This window comes from Azospirillum sp. B2RO_4, from assembly GCF_051124815.1.
In the GTDB taxonomy this organism is placed as follows: Bacteria; Pseudomonadota; Alphaproteobacteria; order Azospirillales; family Azospirillaceae; genus Azospirillum.
Genome location: NZ_CP118490.1, coordinates 449,616 through 465,307, shown reverse-complemented (window position 1 = coordinate 465,307; position 15,692 = coordinate 449,616). Strand labels below are relative to the sequence as shown.

The 15,692-nt window shown below is 68.3% G+C and carries 14 protein-coding genes; 11 read left to right on the top strand and 3 right to left on the bottom strand.

The features are described 5' to 3' along the window. Positions 1-129: 129 nt before the first annotated feature. The 7 genes from PWS46_RS28165 to uxuA all read left to right on the top strand — a co-directional run bounded on the left by PWS46_RS28165 (position 130) and on the right by uxuA (position 8,086). Positions 130-888 carry a GntR family transcriptional regulator gene (locus PWS46_RS28165; RefSeq protein WP_434624753.1) on the top strand — a complete coding sequence of 253 codons (759 nt, stop codon included), beginning with the start codon at positions 130-132 and terminating at the stop codon, positions 886-888. Between the two features lie 225 nt (positions 889-1,113). Continuing rightward, positions 1,114-2,562: a mannitol dehydrogenase family protein gene (locus PWS46_RS28160; protein ID WP_434624751.1), complete on the top strand. Its 1,449-nt coding sequence runs from the start codon at positions 1,114-1,116 to the stop codon at positions 2,560-2,562. Positions 2,563-2,601: 39 nt separating this feature from the next. Further along, positions 2,602-3,630, top strand: coding sequence for a Zn-dependent oxidoreductase (locus tag PWS46_RS28155; protein ID WP_434624749.1), 1,029 nt, complete (start codon positions 2,602-2,604; stop codon positions 3,628-3,630). A gap of 214 nt (positions 3,631-3,844) precedes the next feature. Beyond that, positions 3,845-4,870, top strand: coding sequence for a TRAP transporter substrate-binding protein (locus PWS46_RS28150; RefSeq protein ID WP_434624747.1), 1,026 nt, complete (start codon positions 3,845-3,847; stop codon positions 4,868-4,870). A gap of 197 nt (positions 4,871-5,067) precedes the next feature. Then, positions 5,068-5,571, top strand: coding sequence for a TRAP transporter small permease (locus PWS46_RS28145; protein ID WP_434624746.1), 504 nt, complete (start codon positions 5,068-5,070; stop codon positions 5,569-5,571). Continuing rightward, on the top strand, positions 5,571-6,845 hold the full coding sequence (locus tag PWS46_RS28140) for a TRAP transporter large permease (RefSeq protein WP_434624744.1): 1,275 nt from the start codon (positions 5,571-5,573) through the stop codon (positions 6,843-6,845). The genes PWS46_RS28145 and PWS46_RS28140 overlap by 1 nt, the downstream gene beginning before the upstream one ends. 44 nt (positions 6,846-6,889) lie before the next feature. Further along, positions 6,890-8,086: a mannonate dehydratase gene (uxuA, locus tag PWS46_RS28135; protein WP_109074234.1), complete on the top strand. Its 1,197-nt coding sequence runs from the start codon at positions 6,890-6,892 to the stop codon at positions 8,084-8,086. Positions 8,087-8,196: 110 nt separating this feature from the next. Here the strand turns inward: uxuA and PWS46_RS28130 are convergent, their stop codons facing one another. Beyond that, on the bottom strand, positions 8,197-9,750 hold the full coding sequence (locus tag PWS46_RS28130) for a sigma-54 interaction domain-containing protein (protein ID WP_434624742.1): 1,554 nt from the start codon (positions 9,748-9,750) through the stop codon (positions 8,197-8,199). A gap of 190 nt (positions 9,751-9,940) precedes the next feature. On the opposite strand from PWS46_RS28130, the gene PWS46_RS28125 reads away from it, so the two are divergent. The 4 genes from PWS46_RS28125 (at position 9,941) to PWS46_RS28110 (ending at position 13,777) form a co-directional block, all read left to right on the top strand. After that, positions 9,941-10,273 carry a histidine kinase N-terminal 7TM domain-containing protein gene (locus tag PWS46_RS28125; RefSeq protein WP_434624740.1) on the top strand — a complete coding sequence of 111 codons (333 nt, stop codon included), beginning with the start codon at positions 9,941-9,943 and terminating at the stop codon, positions 10,271-10,273. After that, entirely contained in the window at positions 10,189-11,778 is a 1,590-nt protein-coding gene (locus tag PWS46_RS28120; RefSeq protein ID WP_434624738.1) for a histidine kinase N-terminal 7TM domain-containing protein, read from the top strand. The genes PWS46_RS28125 and PWS46_RS28120 overlap by 85 nt, the downstream gene beginning before the upstream one ends. 179 nt (positions 11,779-11,957) lie before the next feature. After that, positions 11,958-12,497, top strand: a complete 540-nt coding sequence (locus PWS46_RS28115) for a TRAP transporter small permease (RefSeq protein WP_434624736.1) — start codon at positions 11,958-11,960, stop codon at positions 12,495-12,497. Further along, on the top strand, positions 12,494-13,777 hold the full coding sequence (locus PWS46_RS28110) for a TRAP transporter large permease (protein WP_434624734.1): 1,284 nt from the start codon (positions 12,494-12,496) through the stop codon (positions 13,775-13,777). The genes PWS46_RS28115 and PWS46_RS28110 overlap by 4 nt, the downstream gene beginning before the upstream one ends. On the opposite strand, the gene PWS46_RS28105 is transcribed toward PWS46_RS28110, so the two are convergent. Both PWS46_RS28105 and norR read right to left on the bottom strand, forming a co-directional pair. Continuing rightward, on the bottom strand, positions 13,774-14,040 hold the full coding sequence (locus tag PWS46_RS28105) for a hypothetical protein (RefSeq protein WP_434624732.1): 267 nt from the start codon (positions 14,038-14,040) through the stop codon (positions 13,774-13,776). The two genes, PWS46_RS28110 and PWS46_RS28105, sit on opposite strands and share 4 nt — an antisense overlap. Beyond that, positions 14,037-15,650, bottom strand: a complete 1,614-nt coding sequence (gene norR, locus PWS46_RS28100) for a nitric oxide reductase transcriptional regulator NorR (protein ID WP_434624730.1) — start codon at positions 15,648-15,650, stop codon at positions 14,037-14,039. The genes PWS46_RS28105 and norR overlap by 4 nt, the downstream gene beginning before the upstream one ends. Positions 15,651-15,692 lie beyond the last annotated feature (42 nt).

Genomic DNA, 15,692 nt, shown 5'->3' with positions numbered 1-15,692 from the left:
GACGTCGCATAGCGACCTCCGGAACCGAAGGGCTTGCTTGTCAACTAGTATGGTAGTATCCTTGAATTGTTGCAGATGCCAGCCGATGGTCTGTCAACCGGATCGGGTGGACTTAGGGGTGGGAAAGCGATGCTGAGCAAGATCGACGTGGACTCCGGCGAACCGATCGCGCGGCGCGTGTACCGGGTGCTCCGCCAGGCCATCGTGACGATGCAGTTCCGCCCGGGTCAAGCCCTGTCCGAGCAGGAGATCGCCGACCAGCTCGGCGTCAGCCGCCAACCGGTGCGCGAAGCCTTCATCAAGCTGAGCGAGTCGGGGCTGCTGACCATCCGGCCGCAGCGTGGGACCTTCGTCGTCAAGATCTCCGTCAAACAGGTGCTCGACGCCCGCTTCGTCCGCGAGGCGGTGGAGACCGCCGTGGTGCGCAAGGCCTGCGAGACCATCACGCCCGCCGGCATCGCCGAACTGCGCGACAATTTGAAGGCTCAGTGGGACATCGCCGACGAGGCGGTTCCGGTGCGTTTCCTGGAATTGGACGAGGCCTTCCACCGCACCATCGCCATCGGGGCGGAGTGCGACTATGCATGGCGCATCGTCGAGGAAACGAAGGCGCAGATGGACCGCGTCCGCTATCTCAGCGTTCCTTACGCCACACCGATCCGCCGGCTGATCTCGCAGCATCAGGCCGTGGTCGAGGCCATCGTCGCCCGCGACCCCGTAAAGGCGGAGGCGGCGATGGGGCTGCACCTGCGCGAGATCCTGACCTCCCTGCCCGAGTTGGAGGGCAAGTTCCCCGACCTGTTCACCCTGGATGACGCGGCCCCTCCGCCGCCCCAGAAGGCGACCTCCCGAAATGCGGGCCGTGCGAGGGTTGCCGGAGCGCGCTGATCGGCCCAGCTTTCAGGGGCGATGGCGGACGGGCTTGCATTGTTCGCATCCCTGCATCGTCCGTTTAGGGAACAATCCGGATTGCCCCCGCCCGACACTCTTGACATACTACCATACAAGAATGTGAGCCTGCGGCTCGCCAGGAAGGAAACCGCTCCCATGCAAATGCCCGCATCCTCCCCGTCTCCTTCCGGCGCCCGGTCCCGGCGCCTCGGCGCGGCCACCTTGTCCACGCTGCCGGCGGCGGTGGCGCGTCCCGTTTACGACCGCAGGGATCTGGAGATCGGCATCGTCCATCTCGGCGTCGGCGCCTTTCAACGCGCCCATCAGGCGGCCTACACCGACGCACTGCTGGAGACGCAGTTCGGGGCGTGGGGCATCGCCGGGGTCAGCCTGCGCAGCCCCGATACCCGCGACGCGCTGGAACCCCAGGACGGGCTCTACACCGTCGCCGTGCGGGATGCGGAGGGGGAACGGCTGCGGGTGATCGGCTGCCTGCTGGAACTGCTGGTGGCGCATGAGGATCCGGAGGCAGTGCTGGAGCGGATGTGCCGTACGTCGGTGCGCATCGTCACCCTGACGGTGACGGAGAAGGGCTATTGCCACGATCCGGCGACCGGCGCGCTGAACGAGGACCATCCCGACATCCGCCACGACCTGGACAATCCGGCCAAGCCGCGCACCGCCATCGGTTTCCTGGCCGAGGCGCTGGACCGCCGCCGCGCCGCCGGGCTGCCGCCCTTCACCGTGCTGAGCTGCGACAACCTGCCGAGCAACGGCGACACCGTCGCCCGCATCCTGCGCCGCTTCGCCGAACTGCGCGGCGCCGATTTCGGCGCCTGGGTGGCAAAGACGGTCGCCTGCCCCAACAGCATGGTCGACCGCATCGTCCCAGCCACCACCGAGGCCGACCGCGCCCGCGTGTCGCAGTCGCTCGGCGTGCAGGATGCGTGGCCGGTGGTGACGGAGCCCTTTACCCAATGGGTGGTCGAGGACCGCTTCCCCGCCGGCCGCCCGGCCTGGGAGACTGTGGGGGTGGAACTGGTCGCCGACGTCCATCCCTATGAGACGATGAAGCTGCGGCTGCTGAACGGCAGTCACTCCACCATTGCCTATCTGGGATTTCTGGCGGGCTACGAGACGGTGTCGGACACCATGGCCGACCCGGCCTTCGCCACGCTGGTGCGAAACCTGATGGACCAGGAGACGGGGCCGACGCTGCACATGCCGCCGGGCGCGGATATGGAGCAGTACAAGGATGCTCTGATCACCCGCTTCCGCAATCCGGCGCTGCGCCATCGCACCTGGCAGATCGCCATGGACGGCACGCAGAAGCTGCCGCAGCGCCTGCTGAACCCGATCCGCGACCGGCTGGGCGCCGGCCTCCCCATCGACCGGCTGGCGCTCGCCGTCGCCGCCTGGATGCGCTACGTCGCCGGCACCGACGAGGCGGGCAAGCCCATCGACGTGCGCGACCCGCTGGCCTCCCGTCTGGCCGAGATTGCCGCCGCGACTGCCGGCAACCCCGACCGGCTGGCCGAGGCACTGTTCGGTCTGACTGCGGTGTTCGGCGAGGATCTGCCGCGTGACCCGCGCTTCACCGGACCGGTCACCGCCGCGCTCAAGCGCCTGTTCGCCGAAGGCGCCCGCGCCGTGGTCGCCGCCACCGCCTGACCCCGCTTCACAGCATCATCTTCTATAGGGAGTGTTCCCGTGGTTGCCCTGACCGTCGAAAAGCCGCATGTGCTGGCGCTCCGCCCCGAAAACGCCCCGGATGCCGGGCCGGTCAAGGCCGGCGAGGTGCTGGTCCGCGTCCAGCGCGCCGGGATCTGCGGGTCGGACCTGCACATCTACCACGGTTCCAACCCCTTCGCGGTCTATCCCCGCGTGATCGGCCACGAGTTCGCCGGCACGGTCCAGGCGGTCGGCGACGGCGTGACCAACGTCGCGGTCGGCGACCGCGTCGTGGTCGATCCGGTGGTGTCCTGCGGCCACTGTTATGCCTGCCGCGCCGGGCGCACCAATGTCTGCGCCAATCTGGAGGTGTTCGGCGTCCATCGCGACGGCGGCTTCCGCAACCATGTCCTGGTGCCGGCGGCCAACGCCATCAAGGTGCGCTCCGACCTGCCGATCTCGCTCGCCGCGCTGGCGGAGCCGCTGTCGATTGCCGCCAACGTGCTGTCGCGCACCGGCATCGGGCCCGACGACACGCTACTGGTCTATGGCGCCGGGACGGTCGGCCTGACGGTGGTGCAGGTCGCCAAGCTGCACGGCGCCCGCTGCATCGTCGCCGATCTGGACGACAAGCGGCTGGAGCGGGCGAAGGAGTTCGGCGCCGACGTCGTCCTCAACTCCGCGCGCGTGTCGGTGCCCGACGCGGTGCGCGACGAGAATGACGGGCTGGGCCCCACCGTGGTGATCGACGGCGCCGGCGTGCCGGCGCTGCTGGAGGACGCCTGCCGCCTCGCCAGCCCGGCGGCGCGCATCGGCCTGCTGGGCTTCTCCCCCGCCCCCTGCAACATCAGCCAGCAGGAGATCGTGAAGAAGGAGCTGACCCTGGTCGGTTCCCGCCTGAACCGCCGCCTGCTGCCGCAGGTCATCGAGTGGCTGGAAAGCGGCAAACTGAATCCTGCGGCGATGATCACGCAGGTCTTCCCGATCGCCGACGCGGCGAGCGCCTTCGCCCTGATCGAAAAGGACCCGTCGAGCACGATCAAGGTCCAGCTCGACTTCGAAAGCTGAGGGTTCATGAGCTTTTCTCGGCCGTCATTCCCGCGAAGGCGGGAATCCAGACCTTCCGAATGGCGGCTCTCCCGGCGAAGCCTGGATCCCCGCCTTCGCGGGGATGACGGCCCGGTAAGGGGCCGCAAGGCTCGCAGCCTCTGACCGCCGGCCGAACAGCATCCATCAGCAAACAATGGCGGACCCGATCCGCCCAAAACGGAGGAACACCAGGATGAACAGCAAGACCCCGATCTCCCGCCGCACGCTGGCCAAGAGCATCGGCCTCGGCGCCGGCATCGCCGCCGGTGCGACGCTGCTGGGCGGCATCGCCGCGCCGGCCATCGTCCGCGCCCAGGCCAAGACGACGCTGAAGCTCGGCCACCTCGCCAACGAGGAGAATGTCTGGCACAAGGCGTCCCTGGTCTTCGCCGAGGAAGTCGCCAAGCGCACAAACGGCGCGGTCGAGGTCAAGGTGTTCCCCAACGAACAGCTCGGCAAGGAAACCGATCTGATCAAGGGCATCCAGCTCGGCACCATCGACTTCACCATCACCGGTGAGTCGCTGCAGAACTGGGCGCCGTCCGCGGCGCTTCTGGCGGTTCCCTACGCCATCCGCGATCTCGACCATCTCGACAAGGTCGTCACCGGCGAGCCGGGCAAGAAGATCGCCGAGGCCATCGAGCAGAAGACCCAGCTGGTCCCGCTGACCTACTTCGCCCGCGGCCCGCGCAACCTGACCAGCAAGCGCCCGATCAAGTCGCCGGACGAACTGAACGGCCTGAAGATGCGCGTTCCCAACGTGCCGCTGTTCGTGTCCTTCTGGCAGGCGCTGGGCGCCAAGCCGACGCCGATGGCCTTCTCGGAAGTCTTCACCGGCCTGCAGAACGACACCATCGAGGCGCAGGAGAATCCGCTGGCCCTCATCAAGTCGGCGAGCTTCTACGAGGTGCAGAAATACGTGAACCTGACGGAGCACGTCATCAGCTGGATCTATCTGGTCGGCGGTTCGAAGAAGCTGAACAAGATGCCGGCCGAACAGCGCACCGCGATCATGGAAGCCGCCAAGGCAGCGCAAGCCGCCGAGCGCAAGCTGTTCATCGAGGATGAGACCAAGCTGGCGGCCGACCTGAAGGCCAAGGGCATGGAGTTCATCACCGTCGACAAGGCCGCCTTCGCCGAGAAGGGCCGCCCAGCCATCGTCGCGGCGCTGTCGCCGGAGATCAAGCCGATCTACGAGGAAATCCTCGCGGTGAAGTGAGGGGGAAGACCCTAGAGCCCTCTCCCGTCCCGGTATGATCCCCTCTCCCCCCCGGGGAGAGGGTTAGGGTGAGGGGGTCGCGCGGCGAGGACTCTTGGGAAGGCACGCAATGCATCCCCCTCACCCCGACCCTCTCCCCGGGGGGGAGAGGGGGTATGTAGGGTTCGGTCCCTCCCCCAACCGCAAGAGCCTGTCCGATGCGCAAAGCCCTTTCCGCCGCGGTGGCGGCAGTATCCGCCCTTTGCCGCTGGGGAACCCTGGCGGCCATCGGCGTCCTCATCGTCGTCGTGACCATCCAGGTGCTGGGCCGCGTCCCCGGTTTCCCCTCGCCGCCCTGGACGGAAGAGGTGGCCCGCTTCGCGCTGGTCCATCTCGTCGCCTTCTCCTGCGGGCTGGCGCTGCTGCGCGGCGAGCTGGTGAACGTCGACATGTTCATCCTGCTACTGCCCAAGCCGGCGCAATGGGCGGTGGCGCGGCTGGTCGATGTCGCGATCCTGGTCTTCGCCGTCGCCATCATTCCCGGCGCCTGGGACTACGTCGTCGGCAGCATCGGCGAGCGGGCGCGCTCCATCAACGTGCCGATGATCTGGGTCTATGTGGTGACGCTGATCATCCCGGTGTCGCTCGCCTTCTTCTCGATTGCCCGGCTGGCCGGGCTCGGGCGCGATTCCGCGCCGCCCAGCCATGGGGAAACCGTCTGATGGTCACCGCACTGTTCGTCACCTTCGCCGTCCTGCTGATCCTAGGCGCGCCGGTGGGTATCGCGCTGGGCGGCGCATCGGCGGTCTATCTGGTCGGCAGCGACATCGACCTCGCGGTGGTCCCGCAGTTCATGTATGCGGGCATGGACAGCTTCGTCCTGCTCTGCATTCCCGGCTTCGTGCTGGCCGGCAACCTGATGAACGGCGGCGGCATCACCGACCAGATCGTGCTGTTCAGCAACCGGCTGGTCGGCCATATCCGCGGCGGCCTCGGCCTCGCCAACGTGACGGGGTCGATGGTGTTCGCCGGCATCTCCGGCACCGCAGTGGCGGAGACCGCCTCCATCGGCGCGGTGATGATCCCGGCGATGCGCAAGTCCGGCTATGACGCGCCCTTCGCCGCCGCGGTGACCGCCGCCGCCTCCACCGTCGGGCCGATCATCCCGCCCAGCGTGCCGATGATCATTGTCGGCACCCTGACCGGCCTGTCGGTCGGCAAGATGTTCATGGCGGGCGCCATTCCGGGCCTGCTGCTGGGCGTCGGCATGATGATGACGGTCTGGATCCTGGCGCGGGTGCGCAATTACCCGAAGGAACCCTGGCAGGGCTTGGGTGCGCTCCTGCGGGCCAGCCGCGGCGCCTTCTGGGCGCTGCTGATGACGGCGATCATCCTGTTCGGCATCGTCGGCGGCTATTTCACCCCTACCGAGGCGTCGGTGGTGGCGGCGCTCTACGCCTTCGTCATCGGGCTGTTCGTCTACAAGGGCTTCAAGCTGCGCCAGCTGCCGGCGATCCTGCTGGAAAGCGCCATCGGATCGGGCGGGCTGATCCTGCTGGTGGGCCTCGCCAACGTCTTCGGCTGGATCCTGACCAGCGAGCAGATCCCGCAGGCCATCGCCGCCTCGATGCTGGCGCTGACCACCAACAAGTACCTGATCATCCTGATGATCAACATCCTGCTGCTGTTCGTCGGCACCTTCATGGAGACGATCGCGGCGCTGATCATCCTGTTCCCGCCGCTGCTGGCGGTGGCGACCCAGGTCGGCATCGACCCGATCCATTTCGCCACCTTCGCCGTGCTGAACCTGATGATCGGCCTGACCACCCCGCCGGTCGGCGTCTGCCTGTTCGTCGCTGCCAACATCGCGAAGATCTCGCTGGGCGCGATCACGCGGGCGATCTGGCCCTTCCTGCTCTGCAACATCGTGATCCTGCTGCTGGTCTCCTACATTCCGGCGCTGTCGCTGTGGCTGCCGAGCCTGCTTTTCCGCTGACTTCTCATATTCCAAAGCCCCTCTCGATCAAGGAGTTCGCAGCCATGGAACAATCCTGGCGCTGGTTCGGCCCCGAAGACGCGATCAAGCTGAACCACATCCGCCAAGCCGGCGCCACCGGCGTGGTTACCGCCCTGCACCACATCCCCTATGGCGTCGTCTGGTCGGTCGAGGAAATCCAGAAGCGCAAGGCGATGATCGAGTCCGACAAGGAACTCGGCCTCAGCTGGACCGTCACCGAAAGCCTGCCGGTGCACGAGGCGATCAAGATCGGCGAAGGCGACCTGACGGAGCTGTTCGACAACTACCGCCAGTCGATGCGCAATCTCGCCGCCTGCGGCGTGACCACCATCTGCTACAACTTCATGCCGGTGCTGGACTGGACGCGGACCGAGCTGGCGGCGGCGCTGCCGGGCGGCGGCACCTCGCTGCGCTTCAACGCCCATGAACATGCCGCCTTCGACGTCTACATGCTGGAGCGTCCGGGCGCCGAGGAGGACCACTCTCCGGAGGTTCTCGCCAAGGCCAAGGAGTGGTTCGACCGCTCCTCGGAAAGCGACCGGGCGAAGCTGCTGTCGAACATCATGGCCGGCCTGCCGGGCGCCTATGACCGCTACGACATCCCCGGCCTGCGCAAGATGATCGCACGCTTCAACGGCATGTCCGCCGACGGCCTGCGCGAGACGCTGGCCCGCTTCCTGCGCGAAGTGATCCCGACGGCGGAGGAGGTCGGCATCCGCATGGCGATCCACCCCGACGACCCGCCCCGCCCGCTGTTCGGCCTGCCCCGGATCGTCAGCACCGAGGACGACCTCGCCCACCTGATCAATGCGGTGAAGTCGCCGAACAACGGCCTGACCTTCTGCACCGGCTCGCTGGGCGCGGGGCAGACCAACAATGTGCCGGCGATGGCCAAGCGCTTCGCCGAGGACATCCACTTCGTCCACCTGCGCAACGTCGCCAAGGAACCGGACGGGTCCTTCGAGGAAGCCGACCATCTCGGCGGCGACGTCGATATGGTCTCGGTCGTCACCACCCTGCTGGAGGAGCAGAAGCGCCGCCAGGACGCCGGCAACGACAACTGGCGCCTGCCCTTCCGCCCTGACCACGGGCACGAACTGCTGGACGACGTGGGCAAGCCGACCCACCCCGGCTACCCGATGATCGGCCGCCTGCGCGGTCTGGCCGAGATCCGCGGCGTGATGACCGCCGTCGCGGCGGTGAAGCAGTTGCCGATGTGAGGAGAACGCATTCCAGCGTCGGCAAGATCCCCTCTCCCCCCGGGGAGAGGGTTAGGGTGAGGGGGGCGCGCAGAGGAGGATTTTCGGGATAGCCACGCTGTGCATCCCCCTCACCCCGACCCTCTCCCCGGGGGGGAGAGGGGGATTTTGCCTTCTCCCCTTATGCCCAACCGCGCGAGCTTCTTGTAGAAGGCGGCGCGGGAGATGCCGAGCGCCCGCGCCGCCTCCGTCGCCCGGCCGCCGCTGGCCGCGAGCGCACGGCCGAGCAGCCCGCGCTCGAACTCGTCGAAGGCCTGGTCGTAGTTCGGCAGCGGTTGTGGTTCCGCATGGACCAGCGACGGCACCGGGGCCGGACGTGGCGCTTCCGCCGTTTCAACATCCCGCAGATCCGGCAATGCCTCGGCAAGGTCGGCGGCGGTCAGGCGGCGGTTGTCGGTCAGCAGGCAGGTGCGCTCCAGCACGTTGCGCAGCTCGCGCACATTGCCGGGCCAACGGTGGCGGCCCAGCGCCTCGACCGCTTCCGGGGTCAGGCCGCGCAGTGGAAGGCCGCTGCGGGCGGAGATTTCCTGCAGGATCGACTCGGCGATGGCCTCCAGCCCGCCGCCCATCTCCGCCAGGGCCGGCAGGCGGATCGGCAGCACGTTCAGCCGGTAATAGAGGTCGGAGCGGAAACGGCCGTCGCGGATCCGCTGCTCCAGATCGACGTTCGTCGCCGCGATCACCCGCACATCGACCTTCACCGGCCGGTCGGACCCCAGCGGTTCGATCTCCTGCTCCTGCAATGCCCGCAGCAGCTTGGCCTGCAGACCCAGCGGCATGTCGCCGATCTCGTCCAGGAACAGGGTGCCGCCGTCGGCGGTCTTGAAGCGCCCCTCCCGGCCCCGGCGGTCCATCCCGGTATAGGCGCCGGGCACCGCGCCGAAGAACTCCGCCTCCAGCAGCGTTTCCGGGATCGCCGCGACGTTGACGCCGACGAAGGACCGGCCGCTGCGCGCCGACAGTCCGTGGATGGCCTGGGCGATCAGCTCCTTGCCGGTGCCGGTCTCGCCCAACAGCAGGATCGGCGCATCGCTGCGGGCGGCCAGCCGGGCCTTGCGCTTGACCTCCAGGCAGACCGGGCTGTCGCCGACATAGCTCTGCAGCGTGTAGCGCGGCTGCCGCCCCTCGTCGAGACGGCGCCGGGTCGCCGCCAGTTCGGCCTCCAGCCGCGACAGTTCGGCCAGCAGGGGTTTCAGCCGGTGCAGGCTGTCATAGAGGACGAAGCCGACCGCGCCGATGATCCCGCCGCGGTCGTCGGTCAGGGGAAATCGCGTCACCACCAGCCGCTGGGTGCCGAACAGCATCAGGTCGAGCAGGATCGGCTGGCCGGTCGCCAGCACCTGACGCATCTGCGAATGGGGGATGATCTCCTCCACCTCGCGGCCGATGGCCTCGGCGGGGTCGGAAATGCCGAGCATGCGGGCGTATTTTTCGTTGATCCACACCACCCGCGCGTCGCGGTCGACCGCCACGGTGCCCTCGGACTGGGTTTCCAGCGCCTCGAACAGCGATGGGATGGCACGGCTGCGCAGCAGCGCCGCGTTCCCGGCAAAGGCATCACCTTCCAAGGGAACCGCCGCCATGTCCGCCCCGCCACGCCGGCCGCCATCCGCCCGTTCCGTCACCCTGGCCGCTCCCCTGATCCTCGCACATCCCGTGTTATCGGGACCGCGCCCGGATTCCGCAATGGCCTAGCGGCTCCCGGGACAATGCCAACCGCACTGCCGCAGGCCCTTGCGGAGGCGTGGCCGGCCGGGCCATGCTGCGGCGAGAATCGCTTTCCGGAGCCATCTTGCCCGTCCCGTCCGTTCCGCCATGCTGACCCTGCCGGCCCTTCTCCTGCTTGCCGCGGTGCTGGCGACCCTGTGGACGGCGTGGCGCAGCTGGGCGCTGCCCCCCTTTCCCGGACGCTTCAATTTCGTGGCGATGCAGCTGTCCGCCTCCTGGTGGGCGACGGCCGCCGCCATCGAAACCATCGTCCCGGCCCCGGCCGACAAGCAGCTCTGGGCCGAGATGGCGTGGTTCGGCATCGTCTGCACCCCCAGCTTCTGGGCGCTGTTCCTGTGGTCCTACACGCGGGAGGAGTTGGCGGCGCGCTGGCGGCTGGTGCCGATCATGGTGGGGGCACTGACCTGGGGGCGGCGCTGACCAACGACGCCCACCGGCTGATCTACACCGCGGTCCAGCCGATCAGCGACGCGCCGGGTGCGGCGCTGGTCTACAGCCACGGTTTGCTGTTCTTCGCCGTCACCGTCTATTTGTATGCCTTCATGGTGATGAGCATCGTCGTCACCGCCAGCGGCATTCACCGGGCCACGCCGGCCTACCGGACCCATTATCTGGGCTTTCTGGTGGCGATGGCGGTGCCGTGGGTGGCGAATGTCGGCTACGTCACCGGCAACCTGACCCTGTTCGATTTCGACCCCACCCCCTTCAGCTTTCTGCTGATGGGCGCGGTGTTCTACTGGCTGATCACCCGGCGGCGGCTGTTCGTCCTGTTGCCGGTCGCCCGCGACGCCCTGCTGGATGCGGTTCCCGACCCGGTGCTGGTGCTCGATGCCGACGGCACGGTGGTGGAGGCGAACCCGGCCGCCCTGGCGCTGGTGACCGACGGCACACCTCTCGGTCGCCGGCTGGCCGACCTCCCCGGCCTGTCGGCCCTGTCGTCATGGGACGCCGCCATGCCGGTGCCGCTGACGCTGGAGAGCGACGGGTCCCTGCGCAGCTTCGAGGCGACACGCGTGCCGCTCACCTCCGGCAACGGCGGCGGGCGTGCTGCGGCGCGCGAGGTCGGCTGCCTGCTGATGCTGCGCGACGTCACCCACCGCCGCCGGGCCGAGATGCGGCTGGAGGACACGGTGCGGCGCCTCGACCTCGCCCGGCTGGAGGCGGAGGAGCGGCTGGTGGCGGAGCAGGAGGCCAAACGGGCGCTGAACGGCTTCCTGTCCATGGCCGCGCACGAGTTCAAGACCCCACTCGCCATCATCGACGGGGCGGCCCAGCTGCTGCTGTTGGATGCGGAGGTGAAGGCCCCCGGCATGCTGCCGCGGCTGGAAAAGATCCGCCGGGCCGTGCGCCGGCAGGTCAACATCCTGGAAACCTGTCTTGCCGACGACAGGCTGAACAACCCCGCCTTCGCGATCCGCCACGACCCGCTGGAGTTGCCGGCCCTGCTGCGCGCCGCCGCCTCGGCCCAGGGCGACGCCGCGCCCGGCCGCCGGATCGAACTGGAGCTGGACCGCTGTCCGGCGCGAATGACCGGCGACGGCCCGATGCTGGAGTTGTGCGTCCATAACCTGTTGAACAACGCGCTGAAATATTCGCCTGCCGGCACGCCGGTCCGGCTGCGGGCATGGCGGGAGGAGGGGCAGGACGGGCCTTCGCGGCTGGCGCTGTCCGTAGCCGATCATGGCATCGGCATTCCGGCGGACGAGGTGGAGCGGGTATTCGACCGCTTCTTCCGCGCCACCAACACCGGGACGGCGGCCGGAAGCGGCGTCGGGCTGAACATGGTCCGCCGCATCGCGGCACTGCATGGCGGGACGGTGACGGTCGACAGCCGGCTGGGCGGGGGCAGTGTCTTCACGCTGCGTATCCCGCTGTGCGAAGAAGCGCTCTGCGAAGACCGGATGGCCGGCATGCCGGCGGGTTAGGGTCTGTCGGATGCTTATTTAAGCATCCGACAGACCCTGAGCTTTTGGTTTTTCCGTGTGATCGGTTCGAGCGTTTGCGCTCGAACCGATCACACTTCAGCCCGCCAGGGCGATGGTTTCTTGCATTGATTGACCGGTGAAGGGAATAATCCCGCTCCCTTTACCTGGACCCTGGCAATATGAGCGATCACGACCCCACCGTCGTCCGGCCGGTGCCGAAACCCCGCGTCCCCCTGGGCATCGAAGAGGTGCTGGTCGCCATCACCATGGCGGTGGTGGCGCTGATCACCTTCGCCAACGTCGTGGTGCGCTACCTGACCGACGCCTCCTTCGCCTTCACAGAGGAATATTCGATCGCGCTGATGGTGATCCTGACCTTCCTCGGCGCGTCGGCCGCGGTGGTGAAGGACCGGCACATCCGCATCACCTTCATCACCGACAAACTGTCGCCCTCCAACCGGCGCCGGGCGGAGCAGTTCGCCATGGCCTGCGTGGCGGCGATGTATGGGCTGCTGGTGGTCTACGGCACCTGGACGACCTGGGACGATTACCGGTTCGAGGTGACCTCGCCGGCGCTGGGGCTGCCGCAGTGGATTTACACGATCTGGCTGCCGGTGCTGTCGCTGGTGGTGCTGGCCCGCACCATCGGCCGGATGATCCGCATCCATCGCGGCACCGAGCCGCTGGAAACCGGACACATCCCGGAGGGCGAGCCGTGATCACCACCCTGCTCTTCGGGTCCTTCCTGGTCATGATGCTGGCGGGCGTGCCGATCGCCGCCGCATTGGGACTGGCCGGCACAGCCGCCATCGCCTTCGCCCATCTCGGCGTCATCTCGGTGCCGACCAGCGTCTATACCGGCATCGCCAAATATCCGCTGCTGACCATCCCGATGTTCGTGCTGGCCGGCACCATCTTCGACCGGTCGGGCGTGGCGCAGAAGCTGGTGCGCTTCGCCACGGCCATCGTCGGCCAGGGCAAGGGCGCGCTGGCGATCATCGCGGTGGTGGTGGCGATGATGATGGGCGGTATTTCCGGATCCGGTCCCGCCATCGCCGCCGCCGTCTGCGGCGTGATGGCGCCAAGCATGATCCGCGCCGGCTATCCCCGCCCCTACATCGCCAGCGTCATCGCCGCGGCGGCGGCCACCGACATCCTGATCCCGCCGTCGGTCGCGCTGATCATCTACAGCGTGCTGGTGCCGGCCGCCCCCACCACCTCGATGTTCGCCGCCGGCATCATCCCCGGCACGCTGGCCGGCCTCGCCCTCATCATCCCGGTCTTCTGGCTGGCGCGGAAACACAATCTGGGCGCCAAGCTGTCGAACGAGCCGCGCCCGCCCTTCTGGCGCAGCCTGTGGGATGCGTCGCTCGGGCTTTTCGCCAAGGTCATCATCCTGGGTGGCCTGCGGCTGGGCGTCTTCACCCCGACCGAGGCGGCGGTGATCGCGGTGGCCTACGGCCTTTTGCTGGGCATGGTGGTCTACCGCACCATCCGCTTCCGCGACCTCTATTCCATGCTGGTGGAAGCGGCGGAGATCTCCGCCATCATCCTGACGGTGATCGCGCTGGCCAGCGTATTCGGCTGGGCATTGAGCACCCTGTCGGTGATCGACCCCATCGCCGACGCCATCATCCATTCCGGCCTCGGCGAATATGGCGTGCTGGCGCTGCTGGTGGTGATGCTGACCGTCATCGGCACCTTCCTGGACGGCATCTCGATCTTCATCATCCTGCTGCCGCTGCTGATCCCCATCGCCACCGCCTACAAGTGGGATCTGACCTGGTTCGGCGTCATCCTGACCCTGATGATCGCCGTCGGCCAGTTCACCCCGCCGATGGCCGTCAACCTGATGGTGGCCTGCCGCATGACCGGCTGTTCGATGGAAAGCACGATCCGCTGGGTGATATGGCCGCTGGTCACCATGCTGGCGGTGGTGGTCGCGGTGATCCTTTGGCCGGATTTGGCGCTGTGGATGCCGCGGCAGATGGGATTCTAGAGGAAGCGGGCGATGTCGCGGCTGGTCAGATGCAGGCTGGCCGCGACGTCGTAGCCGCGCCTGGCGATCTTGCCGGCCGCTGCGGCCTCGAACGCGGCGCGGTGGGCGGCGGCGTAGGCGAGACAGTCCTCCGGCGTCGGTGTCCGCCGGCCGAGCAGGGCACGGAAGGCCAGACGGTGGACGGCGCACCAGCCGCCGTGACCGGCCGGACGGAAGACCAGCGCGTCGATGTCCGCCCGCCAGGACAGACCCTCCGCGCTCATTCGCGCAGCCCCAGCCGCCGGGCGAGGCGGAACAGGTTGCTGCGGTCAAGCCCGAGCGACCGGGCCGCCTGCGCCCAGTTGCCGTCATGGCGGGCAAGATGCTCGCGGATCATCCGGCGTTCGAGGTCCTCCACGGCATCGCGGAGCGGCAGGTCGGGCAACGTCATCGGTTCAGGCGGACGGGACGGCAGCATGGCCGTCGCCGACGGCACGAAACTCCCCTCCCCTTGCTCCAGCCCAAGATCGGCCGGAGTCAGGGTCAGCACGCCGCCGTCCGGCGGACGGGCGACGCGGGCGCGGATGGCGCCGCGGCCGATGGCGTGCTCCAGCTCGCGCACGTTGCCGGGCCAGGGATAGGCCAGCATGCGCCGTTCCGCCGCCGGGGAGAGGCGCAGGTTGCGCAAGCCCAGTCGGGCCCTGTTGCGTTCCAGGAACAGCCCCGCCAGCCGCAGGATGTCGGTGCCTCGGTCGCGCAGCGGCGGCACCCGCAGCGGATAGACGCTGAGCCGGTGGTAGACGTCGGCGCGGAATCGGCCCTCCCGCACCTCGGCCGCAAGGTCGCGGTTGGTGGCGGCGATCACCCGCACGTCGACGGTGATGTGGCGGTCGGAGCCGACGCGCTGGATCTCGCCGTTCTGCAGCGCCCGCAGCATCTTGGCCTGCACCGCCAGCGGCAGTTCGCCGACCTCGTCCAGGAACAGGGTGCCGCCGTCGGCCAGTTCGAACTTGCCGCGCCGGTCGGCCACCGCACCGGAGAAGGCGCCGCGCACATGGCCGAACAGCTCGCTTTCCACCAGCGCGTCCGGTAGCGCCGCGCAGTTGACATGGACGAGTGGCCCGGCGGAGCGGGGGGAGCGGGCGTGCAGCCGGCGGGCCACCAACTCCTTTCCCACCCCGGTTTCGCCCAGCACCAGCACAACGAGGTCGCTGGCCGCCACGCTATCGATCTCAGCCAGCAGGGCCGCCATCGCCGGGCTGCTGCCGACGGGGTCGAAATCGAGCCCCTGCGGCGGATCGTCGAGGATGCGCAAGGCCGTTCCGCCATCCGAGCCCAAGGCTGCGTCCTGTGCCGCCCGCCGCTCCACCGCGGTCGCGAGGTCGGCCGTCAGCTTCGCCCAGGCGGCGATCGCCCCGTCCCAACCGTCGAAGCGCCCCTCGTTCAGCGCGTCCAAGGTCAGCACGCCCCAGGACCGCCCGTCGACGCTCAGCGACGCCCCGACGCAGTCATGGACATGCAACCGCTCGCGCAGGTCGGGGATCAGCCCGTCATAAGGGTCGGGCAACTCGCAGCCGGTGGGGAAGCGCAGCGGCCCGCCATCGGCTTCGGCAATCGCCTGCAGGCGGGGATGCTCGTCCAGTTCGAAACGGCGGCCGAGTGTATCGGGGCTGAGCCCGCGCGTGGCGAGCGGAACGAGCCGCCCCTCCCCTGCCTTGCCACCATTGGAACCACCGTCATGCCGCAGCAGGGCGCAGGCGTCGCACGGCAGATGGCGGGCCATCAGGTCAAGCAGCAAGGGCCAAAGCCGTGCCGGATCGTCCAGCGCCAGCAGCAGCGCCCCGGCCTCCTCCAGGGGAAGAGATGTTGTCGAAATGACCGCTTCGTTGTCCATTCGACATCATAACGTACGCGGTCGCTTTGACAACGCTCCTTC

Bases quoted from the DNA above. Each gene is read 5' to 3' on its own strand.
- PWS46_RS28105 (WP_434624732.1), bottom strand. From the start codon at position 14,040: ATGAGCGCGGAGGGTCTGTCCTGGCGGGCGGACATCGACGCGCTGGTC.
- PWS46_RS28115 (WP_434624736.1), top strand. From the start codon at position 11,958: ATGAGCGATCACGACCCCACCGTCGTCCGGCCGGTGCCGAAACCCCGC.
- uxuA (WP_109074234.1), top strand. From the start codon at position 6,890: ATGGAACAATCCTGGCGCTGGTTCGGCCCCGAAGACGCGATCAAGCTG.
- PWS46_RS28150 (WP_434624747.1), top strand. From the start codon at position 3,845: ATGAACAGCAAGACCCCGATCTCCCGCCGCACGCTGGCCAAGAGCATC.
- norR (WP_434624730.1), bottom strand. From the start codon at position 15,650: ATGGACAACGAAGCGGTCATTTCGACAACATCTCTTCCCCTGGAGGAG.
- PWS46_RS28145 (WP_434624746.1), top strand. From the start codon at position 5,068: ATGCGCAAAGCCCTTTCCGCCGCGGTGGCGGCAGTATCCGCCCTTTGC.
- PWS46_RS28165 (WP_434624753.1), top strand. From the start codon at position 130: ATGCTGAGCAAGATCGACGTGGACTCCGGCGAACCGATCGCGCGGCGC.
- PWS46_RS28125 (WP_434624740.1), top strand. From the start codon at position 9,941: ATGCTGACCCTGCCGGCCCTTCTCCTGCTTGCCGCGGTGCTGGCGACC.
- PWS46_RS28140 (WP_434624744.1), top strand. From the start codon at position 5,571: ATGGTCACCGCACTGTTCGTCACCTTCGCCGTCCTGCTGATCCTAGGC.